Source organism: Geomonas diazotrophica (assembly GCF_018919385.1).
Taxonomy (GTDB): domain Bacteria; phylum Desulfobacterota; class Desulfuromonadia; order Geobacterales; family Geobacteraceae; genus Geomonas; species Geomonas diazotrophica.
This window is the reverse complement of record NZ_JAHLMF010000005.1, coordinates 289,601-300,268: the sequence shown is the minus strand read 5'-3', so window position 1 is coordinate 300,268 and position 10,668 is coordinate 289,601. Positions and strand designations below refer to the sequence as shown.

The following is a 10,668-nucleotide window of genomic DNA, read 5'->3' as shown; positions in this document are numbered from 1 at the left end:
GTCTCGTATCTGTCAAAGAACTGTGGGTGAAGGTCCATTACCCGGCTACGGCCCGGTAACTTCAACGAACCGCCCGGTGCGGACCCGCATGCCGGGTGGTGTGGGGGCCGGGGGGCTGAAACCCCCGGCTACCCGATTGGGCATCATTGCACTGCAACTACAGCAAACGACAAGATGACGCCCATGACTATTACAACGGCTGCAGTCGCATAGTGCCTTCTCTCGTTTATAATGCCTGGGACAAGGACAGCAACTGATGGCACAAGCGGCCAATATCGCACCGTAAAATTATTGCTTTTAAGTCGTTTCGTCAGCTCGTCATTTTCTAGCTCTTCTGGTGTTCGGTAAAGCCCTTGTTGAGTCAAGTAGGACTTGTCAAATCCGAAGTTAAGCCTCCTGCTTCTGTAGACTTTTCCTCCCACTTCGTAGGTGTAGGTCACGTCTAGGAGGCACTGCTCGGAGGTTCCCTGTATCGATGGGAATTTCGATGTAGCTGTCCACGTCCTAGGGCGAAATTTTTCCAGTTTCCCCGTAGTTGTTGGCCAGCTCTCAGCCGCCTTTCCCAACAGGATCTGAGCAATCAGGTAAAGGGCTATGGCCATCGTAATTGTTAAAATTCCTGAGAGAAGCATTTATCCCTTGTTTCATCGAATTTAGGCCAACTCGTTATTGACCGGTTAGAAAAGTTGCTTATATAGGATACTGGTTCCCTATATAAGCAACTTGTTACCTATATTGGCAACTGGAGCCGATTCCCTATATAGGTAACTTTCGTATTAGAAGCAGTGACAGGCCCCTCTCATTGGATCGAATCCTTGAGCATTGTCTTTTCCGGACCCATCTCCCCCTGATTTCAATCAATCGGTGTCTCATACATCGCGCTTGCCAGGCGCAGCATAGCATGCAAGGTTAATTAATAACAATAATAAAGTGCTTGCGAGGTACCATTGAAATGCGCATCTCTCTGTTGCTGTACGCCTATGGATCCTCGCGTTTTTGTGTAGACACCGTAGTGCTTTTGGTAGGGAACCCGGAGAGATGGCAATGATGTCTGTGTCACCGGGATGGCTACAGGGCGCGCGGACGATGCTTCTTTAGGGATGAATACTACCTGCGCGGGATCGAGGAGGGGAGCAGTCTCTGGCAACGGTCGGAGAAGGTCCGGTACATGGAGCTTTGGCAGGAGAGGGAGGGCGTCCGGCTGACGGCCGGACAGAAGGCCGAGGTTCTCCTAGAACTGAGCGGGAGCCGTGGCGTCGCGCTCACCATCGGGGACCCGGGACCGCCAAGGCTTCAACCCTGTAAATCGTCGAGCGTTTCAAGGAGGAGGTACTGCGACCCGAGGCGAGTTGTCCATCGCCACCAGCACCTCCACAGTTTCACAAACGCCAATCCGGCCTCCATATTTGCCCTACAAATGGCGAACGGAGATCCTCACAGGGGAGTAGTTGCCGGTAAAAGAATCTCATGTCTAAACGGCGGAAGGCGCAGGTTGTGCTCTGGGTGTACGAGGCGGGCTTTCGCGGGGCCAGGCAGGCGGAGCATCTCCTGGATGTGACCGAGGCGCTGCGGCAAAGTGGCATCACGTTGAAGCTTCATTTCTCGGGCGACTCGGAGCAGATGCAGGGGATCCAGGCGGGGGACCTGCTGCGCAAGGTGCTGGAGCTGAGCCTAAATGAGGACGTCAGCCACGCGCACCTCACCAAGATTCTCAGACAGCGTGATCCGGGGCTCCTAGAGATCGGCAAATGGCTGAACCGTGAGGACCGTGAAATTGCCGTGAATGCCAGGAAGGCGCTCCGCTCGCTGGAAAAGTGCGCTACGGGCGGATGAGCTACAACGCGCTGAACGTCGCCGTCACCCGGGCACGTTTCGGGACCCGTGTCTTCACCAACTCCATCGATGATCTCGAGCGGTCGGTGGAACTGATCGACGGCAAGAGTTCGACACGTGGGAAAGCGATGGCACCGGCACGGGAGATCACGCACCCTCAGCAAAGGAGCATCACCGAAAACGGCCCACGATCTGCAAAAAAACATCGGCGAACAGGAACGGGTCGTGCTCAAGCCGGGATACGAGGTGCTCAGTGCTCTGACGCTCGAGCCTGTTGTTTCGCTGATATGCGCATCTGGGCCAAAATTCCGGAGCAGGTGTTGCAGATCCGGGGAGTGCAAAGGTGGGGGACCAGCAGTTGGAGAAAGCTCTACCGAAGCTTCCCGGCACGGGCTTTAAGACCTGAGCGCTGGGACGTTCACGGTGAAGTTGCGGCGTGCTTTCCCTTCGTGCCGGTGGTGGTGAGGCGGGCCTCGCTCCGCTCGGCTGATTTTCCTTTCACACCTCACGCAGCCCTTCGGGCTGCACCAGCCGTCTGCCTCGCGAAATCCCCTGGATTTTCGCGCCGGACGGCGTGGGACACTCTGGCGCCCGAAACGGTAAAACCCCATGTAAACCCGAGCGCTTGCGTGGCACCACGCCGTCCGACGCTGTCCGTCGCACGAAGTAGGTCTCCAAAGAGGGCAAAAACAAGGGTCCCTTTATTGCTGGAGGCCACTGGAGTTGAGCGCGCAGAAGGAGGAACAACGGACGCAATGTGGAGAAGGTAATTGCGCTGTACGGTGCCGAGGGCCAACAAAAGATCTACGATTGGATTAACGGGGTGCCCCAGCTGCTTACCAGGAAAGAGACCAAAAAGAAGCGCTGAACCGTGGAACAAAGCAGGCGGATCCGAGCAGCGTTCCGGCAGCTTTTATCGGTCCAGCACGTGTTGCAGGTGGCGCTTACGCTCGCGCTGTATCGCCCTCCTCCGCACAGGCTTTTTTTACAGCGGGGCGAGGCCCGCACCCCTCGATGTCCCCACAACGGCAAGGCGGGGAAGGGTCCCATAACAGCAGCTTTCGCCCCATTAAAGGTTACCGTTGAGGCCAAACCGGGGGAGTAAAACCGATGTCGGCGCAGGAGTCGACAACGTCCTTTTTTACTCCTTTCGACATCCGGTATTCGCCCAGGATGCGCCTGATTTCTTCCTCCCTGACCACCTCTGAGAGTGCCCGGCACTGCTGGAGGTCCTTGGCCCGCTTCCACTCCTTATCCGAGCCGCTGCGTCTCCTGGCAACGAGCAACTTGTGCAGAAAAAAGGTCTCGGGGGAGGGGATGGTGATCAGGAAGTCTTCGATTTTGGCCGTGCAGGGGCGGATGAATAGCAGGTCGATGAAGGGCAGAAGCTGTGCCGATACCTTCCAGGGGTGGACCACCGCGGCGGGTTTCGATCCTCCACCGCGACGGTGGCCGATGAACTCGACTTCGAAGGTCCCCTGCACGAAGGTTTCGATCCCGGTGTCGTAGTCGGTAATAGGCTCGTAACCGAGGCGCTCCAGAAGTTCCGGGATCTCCTCGCGAACGGACGCAGACGGAATTTTCATAGCGCCGTGAACGGCGAAGTCGACGTCGTTGGTGGCGAAGCCGTAGGGCAGGGTGAAGTGCAGCGTGTAGATGAGCATCGGCCAAGAGCCGATCAGAAGCCCGTGGGGAAAGAAGCCAATCCGGCACAGTTCCTTGAGGAGATCGCTCACTTGCGGGGGGAACGGGTTCCGGTCCAGGACGATTTCCATTTACCTCTCCTCCTTGCGGCGATACGGGTTCCGGGCGAGCAGCGTCCGCAAGGTGGCGAGGCGCACCTTGGTCTCTTTCGCTGCCTGCTTCAGGCGCTTTTTCCTCTCCACCTGTGCTTGCACCTCCTCTGCCTTCTCCCGGCTGACGTGGAGGAGCTTCACTTCAGAGCCGTCGCGGTATTTGAGACAGGGATAGAGGTATACCTTCCCGTTGCTCACCACCCGTCGCTGGCACAGGGAGCCCTTGGGCAGGTTTGCCAGTTCCCGGTCTATCCTTTCCAGGACTGCCTCGCAGCGGGCACGCTCAGAGTCCAGCATCTGATAGACACTGTCGTCGCTGCTTTTTGTCTTTCTGCTCATGTATGCCTCCGGCTTTTGTGCCCCAAAACTAACACAAATAGATCAATTGTGGTACAAAAATATTGTACCACTTATACATGTAGAGTAGTGAGTTGTGGTACAAAACAGGAGGCGACTTGCCGGCACTGGACCGGGCTTTAAGAGACCTTCCGCACAAGCGGTACCACGTTTCCCTTCACGCCGGTGATGATGCTGGTCAGCCTGCGCGACCAGGACTCGAGGGCGGCCTTTTTGGGCGCGTCATATTTGAACTGGTTGTAGACCCTTATGATGCCTTGCTTGGAGTGGCTGAGCACGGCGTCGATCACTTCGTCCATCTCGCCGGCTTCCGCCATGAAGGTGGCCGCAGTGCGCCTAAGGTCGTGGGGGGTGAATGCTGCCACGCCGAAGACCGTACCGTCCTCGGCCTGGTTCCGCTTCAGTGCCTTGCTAAGGGCGTGGCGCTCGATCGGCTTGTCCTTGTTGCGGTGAGGGCAGGGGAAGATGTAACCTGAGAACTCCTCGTCCTGCGGTATCTGGCGCGCCTTTTTGTTCTGTTCGATAGACTCCTCGATGAGCTCAAGAGCAAGCGGTGAGAGCGGGACCCGGTGAGCCTTGCCGTTCTTTGCCCGCTCACTGGGAATCGTCCACCATCCGTTCTCGATCTCGCTGGTGTGCATGCCGGTTATCTCACCCGGCCGCTGCGCGGTCACCAGGACCAGCTTGATCGCGCGGATCGCATCCGCGGTGATCATGGTCCCGTTCTCCAGCCCATGCCAGACGGTCCTTATTTCCTCGGCTGTGAGCGCCCGGTCTTTGAGCCTCAAGGGGGCAGGCATATCGATTCCTATGCACGGGGTGGTCTTGAGAATGTCCTTTCTGACCGCCCAGTTGAACATCTTGCGCAGGACCTTGAAGATGCTGTTGGCCGATTGTGGAGCGCCCCGGTCGACCACCCGGTCCAGGAGCGCGATTACGTGCCTCTTGGTGATATCCTGTGCTTTTTGCCGGCCCCAGTGCGGGTACACCTCCTTCTCGAGGATGCGCTTGTCCACATGCCAGCTCCTTTTGTTTACCTGGGCGTAGCGCTTCAGGTAGTCTTCTCCCAGTTCCTTCAGGGTGGGGGCTTCCTTAAGCTCTTTTTGCTCCTGTTGGGCAGCTTCCAGCGGGTCCCCACCCGACTTGACCACCCGGTACACATCCGCATGTTTCATGCGAGCCGCCTCGAGCGATAACTCCGGGTACTCTCCCAGAGTGAGAAAACGTCTGGCGCCGGTGACGGGGGAGTCGTAGCCGTAGAAGAAAATCTTGCCGCCGTTGGGTTTGATCCTGATGCCGAAACCGCGCCCCTCGCGTATGTCCCTGATCCGGTTTTCCGGCTTCAGATTCCTGATTTGCCGATCGGTGAACATGGTTTGGCTCCCTGCAGCGAGTGAACTTTCGAGTGAACTTTTTGCCATGCGCTAGGCTGAATCATAATGAAACGTCCTGCATAGGTTATATCGCATATCTCAGTGAATTTCAACGATAAAAACGATTTGGTGAGACGGGTTGAAACGGCCTGAAATGGCTAATTTATTAGAAAAAGCCAACTCCTAAGGAAGGGGTCGGACGTTCGAATCGTCTCGGGGACGCCAAAAAAATCAAGGGCCTAGCTAGAAATAGCTAGGCCCTTTTATCGTTTTTGTAGCTATATTCCTGACGAGTAGGCGACGTGGCTAGATCGGAATACGACGGGTCCAACTGACCTGGTGCATTTGTTCCGACTTTGTCCTGAGGACCTGATGGAAACTTTTCCGGCGTCGCCGTCGATCAATAACGTCAGGTCTCTTCTCAAAAATGCAGCGTCTTTTCAAACTTCAATCCCATCCCCGTGTTCGTCAACCTAACCACCTTCGCATTTATGCCGACGGTGGGAGTATCGTTGATGGTGAGTGCCACCACGTCGTTTATACGCATCTTGAAAGCCGCAGTTACAAAGGCACCATCAACACTGACATTCTCCACTTGCCCCTCGACATCCTGATTATTCCAATGGATGCATGCCTTTGCGTGAAAGGCAAGTCTGGCAGATGTTCTTTTCTCTATGTCCACGGCCGCCTCCTTCACTTGAGATGAACCCTGTCTCGCTGTGGGCGAACAACGTCAAGAACGATTCGCCGGATGAGGTCGTCCTGGTTGAAAGGCTGAGGATCACGTCTCTCTGGCAATCCCCTAAACCTGAGGGGATCGTTTTCGGAACAGTTCCAGAACAGCCCCTTTCAGCCATTCTATTTGCCACCTTGCGGTTTTTATCGTTCAGCGTCCCTTTGAGATATGGTGTTGATCTCTTGCGGTTTATGATGCTGGGGTGTTCATTGAATTCACCAGCACCATTTGCGCCGGCATGGGGGCTGGGAAACCGGCTGTAGCAAGGCTCTCACGGATGATGCGGTTGCCGTCGAAATAAACCTGCCAGTAGTTATCGTTATGACAGAATGGACGAACTGCCAACACAGGTCCAACCAGCGTGAATTCAAGAATTTCAACCTCCACCGGCGGTTGCGATAACACGTTGGGAACTGTTGCAAGCTTGTCCCGTAGTAGTTTCATGGCTGCAACGTGATCGGCACCACCGGCCAGTTGGCATTTCAATTCAACCCTCCTGAACGGATTTGCAGTATAGTTCTGGATGTTGTCGCTGAAAATCTTGCCGTTTCCAACCATCGTCAGGACATTGTCCGGGGTGTTGATTGAGGTAACGAAAAGCCCGATCTCTTTAACAGTGCCGGTCACCCCACCTACTGTCACGAAGTCACCTACCTTGAAGGGATGCAGCACTACGAGAAAGACCCCTGCTGCAAGGTTCGAGAGCAGCCCACCCCAAGCAGCGCCGATGGCAATGCCTATACCAGCCACCAATGCAGCAAAGGTGGTGGTCTGGAATCCACAATAACCAAGTATGGCGACGACTAGGATGATGTTCAACGTGACGGCAACGAAATTTCCGATGTAGCGCATCAAAGTGGCATCGACTTTTTGCTTTTCCAAAACTCCTTGTAGCAAGCGCCCCACCAGTCCAATCAACCAGCGCCCCACCAACCAGAAAATAATTACTGCGATGATCTTGGTCCCGAATTCTGTGGCATAAGTGACAGCAAGCTGTTGATACTGGCCCATGTTATCCATACGTACCTCCGGTAAGGTTATGTCAGTGTGGCCTCAATAGGTTGCCAGTTCCTCAGGCGCTGGAGCCAACCCCAAAACTCCACTGCCTTGATTTATCGTGGAAAGTGTACGGCTGTGAGAGAATTTTACAAGACCCCAAGGTGGCAACCAGTGTCCGCATAGTTGTGCTAGTGCATCTCTTAAACAGCCCTCAGCAGAGTGAGCTGGTCTTCCTTATGCAGATCCGAAACGTTCCCTCATATTCCTCATCCCCCCATTCCCAATCGGCGCAGACATCGGCGAAGAAAGTGCTTGAAAGAGGAGATGGATCTGGGTATATGTAGTCGTCCTGAGCGTTGGGTGATAGGGCGGTTGGGATTTATCTCGAGGATCAAGGTTACGAGGCACTTACGGGGTTTCCTGTGGGTGCTTTTTTATGTTCATGCTGTGGGGAGTTGATGAAAATCGTAAAGCAGGAAATTGAGCGGCTGGACAGGATTCATGAGGCGATCGAGCGGTACGCGGTCGACCGTCTCCAGACGATCGCAAGACACGAGTCATACACGAAGGAACTGGAACAGCAGCGCCTGGCCTCGGTGGACTGGCGCGAGAAGAACGATCTGGCTGAGAAGCTGATCGAGCACGGGCACCACTCTCCGCGCAAATACCTTCATGAATACGCCCAGCAGGCCTCTCCTTATTTCGGCATTCTCGGCATCCATGACAACGACCGCAGGATCGGCAAGAAGGAGTACCTGATCGGCAACCAGACGCTGATGGACGGCCAGCGGGTCGTCATCATCGACTGGAGAAAGGCGGAGATCACCGGCCCCTTCTACGAAGGGTATGACATCGGCGAGGAATACGAGCTGACCATCAGAGGGGTCGAGAGGGAAGGGGTGATCACCCGCCGGGACAAGGTGACCATCACGAGGAAGGCCTTGAACCGCATCGAGACTCCTTCTGAAACATACGAGCTGCGAGGGGGCGCATGGCACAAAAACGGCGCGGCCGGCGAGTCGACCGCCGACACCAAGGAGCGGACCGAGGATCACCGGATGGTGGATTCCATCGCCGCCCTGATCTCGCCGGAACAGTTTCGCGCCATCACCAAGCTCAGGGACGGCGTGGTCGTCATTAACGGTGCGGCCGGGGCCGGCAAGACTACGGTGGCGCTGCACCGGCTCTCGTTTCTCATGTTCGACGCACCGGAGAAGTACCGTCCGGAGCGGTGCATCGTACTCATGTTCAACAGGGTCCTGCGGGACTACGTCAAACAAAGCAGCGACACCCTCCTTGGGCCGGTGCGGGTAGATACCTACAGCGCCTGGTCCCTGACAGCGCTCGCCGCCCTCGGGGTCCACTCGCTGAAAACGGTCTTTGACGATCCTTTCGGGGCGCAGAAGAAGAGCAGCAGAGTCCCGGCTCTCCTCGCGAAGTACGTTAAGGAGACGACGAAGATCGAGCCGGTCACCGACTTGTGGCGCTTTCTCATGCAGGATTATGTCGTCGCCGCGCTCTGCGCGGACTCCGGTACCGAGTTCCAGCAGGTGGCCCAGAGGAAGTTCGCAGCGAAAGAGCGGGTGGTCTCGTTCTCCGATGCCAGCATCCTGCTCCGTCTGGCGCAACTGCGGCGCCCGGCCGGCACTGTGGTCGTCGGGGCGCTCAACGCCTATGACCATATCGTTGTCGATGAAGCGCAGGATCTCTCCTCGCTCGAACTGCGTACCATCGTGGCCGCCACCTCTGCCGCGCGAAGCCTCACCATCTGCGCCGATGAAAAGCAGCAGATTCTTAGTTTCCTTGACTCCCAAGGGTTCTCCAGTGTCATGGCCCAGCTCCATTCCCAGGGGCTCGAAAAGGAGAACCTGACGGTATCCTACCGGTGTCCGAAGGAGATCGTCGATCTCGCCGCCCAGGTGAGCGGGCGGACCGCCGATACCACGAAGGCACATTCCGGTGCGCTCGGCTTCCATCCCACGAAGAATGCCGCCGAGTCGATGGCGAAAATTCGGGAACTCGTCGAGGAGTTGGTGCAGGCTGCACCGACCTCGCTAACAGGAGTGATCTGCAAGAAGAAGGCGGATGTCAAAGCCCTCCACGCTGCACTCGCAGGTCTCCCCGGTCTGCACGCCGAAGGGGAAGTTTCATTTACGCCCGGGGTCCAGGTCATCCATGCTCACGCCATCAAAGGCGTTGAGTTCTCCAACGTAATCCTCTACAACCCCAGTTCCTACGACTACCGCCAGACCGAACCGGACAGGAACCTCTTGTACGTTGCGATCACCCGTGCGTGCAAGACGCTGCACATCGTCCATCACCAACCGCTGGCGCAGGGACTTCGCGACAGCGCCAGTAACCGGTGACGTGATCCCCGCCCATATCCCTTCCAAGGACCGAAGCACCATTTGACACAAAATTCTTAACAGGCCCACGCTTCGTTAGCCCTTGAAGACACGCCGTTAAAGCCAAAGGGCATACCGTTTGGAGTTACGTGGTATGCCGTTAAAGCCTAAGGGCATACCGTTTGGAGTTAAGTGGTATGCCGTTAGAGCCTAAGGGCATACCGTTTGGTGTTAAGTGGTATGCCGTTAAAGCCTAAGGGCATACCGTTTGGAGTTAAGTGGTATGCCGTTAGGAACCTAAGGGCATACCGTTTGGAGTTAAGTGGTATGCCGTCAGAGCCTAAGGCCACACCGGTTGGAGCTAAGTGCCATGCCGTCTGGGCCATCGTGCTTAAGGGGAGTAAGGAAAAAGAAGGGGATTCAGATTAGTATAGCGGGAGGGGGGCGGAACAGAACGTTCCCTCGAACGGGGCGCCGTGCTTCCGCATTCGAGGGAACGAGTCATAGTTTTATCCGATGGTTCGGTTCTGCTAATTTGATGAAGCAGAGGGCGACTTCTTCTTCCTTGGGGGCGGGGCAACCACTTCCAACCCAGCCTGCAGCAGCCCCGGGATGTCATCTTCAGTTGCAACAACCTGGAGATAAGCAGCGATCTTTTTAAAGATGTCGATCAGTTCTTTGAACGCCTTGTTGCGTAACACGATTGCCACGCGGTCGTAGTTGACGGCAGCGTTATATTTCTTATCTGCGTCATCGATCAGTTCTTTTACCCGAACGAGCGCAATGCCTTGGTCGGTCACGTTTTGGTACAAGGGGAGCAAGCACAAACCGGTGTAGTATCGCTTGCAGTTGCCGAGGAACACCGTCGGTCTACCTGCCAGGTCGAACTTGAGACGTAACATAGTTACCTCCGGTAAATGATTAGCTGTTGTTAATTTAGCAACGGATCAACTTATACCCCACGGCACAGTTATTGGCAACTCGTCAAACGAAAAAAATGATCCTCCTTCGGGTCGGCCTGCGCTGCACCCAGGCGTAAGTGCTGAGTACCAAAAGAAAAAGGAGGCGGGCAACTCCCCGCCAACTTTTTTGTTGTCGCAGGTAAGGCCCGCCTTGCTGCATGCTGCCCGTTTGAACAGCAAAGATACGTGCGGTACCACAGCAGCTGTCGCTCACGATAAAAAGGGGGTCCCGTGATACGGGGCCCCCTTTCTTGTTGCCGGACATGT

Annotated in this window: 9 protein-coding genes; 2 read left to right on the top strand and 7 right to left on the bottom strand. The window is 55.8% G+C overall.

Annotated elements, in window-relative coordinates; translation table 11 throughout:
- Positions 1-143: 143 nt before the first annotated feature.
- Entirely contained in the window at positions 144-632 is a 489-nt protein-coding gene (locus KOM00_RS07285) for a DUF3592 domain-containing protein (protein ID WP_216498256.1), read from the bottom strand.
- An 835-nt stretch (positions 633-1,467) separates the two neighbouring features.
- Between KOM00_RS07285 and KOM00_RS07280 the strand changes: the two genes are divergently transcribed.
- Positions 1,468-1,833: an AAA family ATPase gene (locus tag KOM00_RS07280; protein WP_216498255.1), complete on the top strand. Its 366-nt coding sequence runs from the start codon at positions 1,468-1,470 to the stop codon at positions 1,831-1,833.
- Between the two features lie 1,076 nt (positions 1,834-2,909).
- On the opposite strand, the gene KOM00_RS07275 is transcribed toward KOM00_RS07280, so the two are convergent.
- The 5 genes from KOM00_RS07275 to KOM00_RS07255 all read right to left on the bottom strand — a co-directional run bounded on the left by KOM00_RS07275 (position 2,910) and on the right by KOM00_RS07255 (position 7,115).
- Entirely contained in the window at positions 2,910-3,608 is a 699-nt protein-coding gene (locus tag KOM00_RS07275; RefSeq protein ID WP_216498254.1) for a GSU2403 family nucleotidyltransferase fold protein, read from the bottom strand.
- Positions 3,609-3,968, bottom strand: a complete 360-nt coding sequence (locus KOM00_RS07270; protein ID WP_216498253.1) for a hypothetical protein — start codon at positions 3,966-3,968, stop codon at positions 3,609-3,611. It abuts the gene before it with no gap.
- A gap of 137 nt (positions 3,969-4,105) precedes the next feature.
- The gene (locus KOM00_RS07265) at positions 4,106-5,359 is read right to left on the bottom strand and encodes a tyrosine-type recombinase/integrase (protein WP_236026792.1); all 1,254 of its coding nucleotides are present in this window, start codon (positions 5,357-5,359) and stop codon (positions 4,106-4,108) included.
- A 421-nt stretch (positions 5,360-5,780) separates the two neighbouring features.
- Complete coding sequence (locus KOM00_RS07260; protein WP_216498251.1) at positions 5,781-6,041, bottom strand: PilZ domain-containing protein; 261 nt, start codon at positions 6,039-6,041, stop codon at positions 5,781-5,783.
- A 243-nt stretch (positions 6,042-6,284) separates the two neighbouring features.
- A complete protein-coding gene (locus tag KOM00_RS07255) occupies positions 6,285-7,115 on the bottom strand; it encodes a mechanosensitive ion channel family protein (RefSeq protein WP_216498250.1) in 831 nt (276 codons plus the stop codon).
- Positions 7,116-7,552: 437 nt separating this feature from the next.
- On the opposite strand from KOM00_RS07255, the gene KOM00_RS07250 reads away from it, so the two are divergent.
- Positions 7,553-9,460, top strand: coding sequence for a 3'-5' exonuclease (locus KOM00_RS07250; RefSeq protein WP_216498249.1), 1,908 nt, complete (start codon positions 7,553-7,555; stop codon positions 9,458-9,460).
- A gap of 509 nt (positions 9,461-9,969) precedes the next feature.
- On the opposite strand, the gene KOM00_RS07245 is transcribed toward KOM00_RS07250, so the two are convergent.
- Positions 9,970-10,341 (bottom strand): hypothetical protein, encoded by a 372-nt coding sequence (locus KOM00_RS07245; RefSeq protein ID WP_216498248.1) that lies wholly within the window; start codon positions 10,339-10,341, stop codon positions 9,970-9,972.
- Positions 10,342-10,668: the final 327 nt, after the last annotated feature.

Excerpts from the sequence above, each read along its gene's own strand:
- KOM00_RS07285 (WP_216498256.1), bottom strand. The coding sequence starts at position 632 with ATGCTTCTCTCAGGAATTTTAACAATTACGATGGCCATAGCCCTTTAC.
- KOM00_RS07250 (WP_216498249.1), top strand. The coding sequence starts at position 7,553 with ATGAAAATCGTAAAGCAGGAAATTGAGCGGCTGGACAGGATTCATGAG.
- KOM00_RS07275 (WP_216498254.1), bottom strand. The coding sequence starts at position 3,608 with ATGGAAATCGTCCTGGACCGGAACCCGTTCCCCCCGCAAGTGAGCGAT.
- KOM00_RS07265 (WP_236026792.1), bottom strand. The coding sequence starts at position 5,359 with ATGTTCACCGATCGGCAAATCAGGAATCTGAAGCCGGAAAACCGGATC.
- KOM00_RS07255 (WP_216498250.1), bottom strand. The coding sequence starts at position 7,115 with ATGGATAACATGGGCCAGTATCAACAGCTTGCTGTCACTTATGCCACA.
- KOM00_RS07280 (WP_216498255.1), top strand. The coding sequence starts at position 1,468 with ATGTCTAAACGGCGGAAGGCGCAGGTTGTGCTCTGGGTGTACGAGGCG.
- KOM00_RS07245 (WP_216498248.1), bottom strand. The coding sequence starts at position 10,341 with ATGTTACGTCTCAAGTTCGACCTGGCAGGTAGACCGACGGTGTTCCTC.
- KOM00_RS07270 (WP_216498253.1), bottom strand. The coding sequence starts at position 3,968 with ATGAGCAGAAAGACAAAAAGCAGCGACGACAGTGTCTATCAGATGCTG.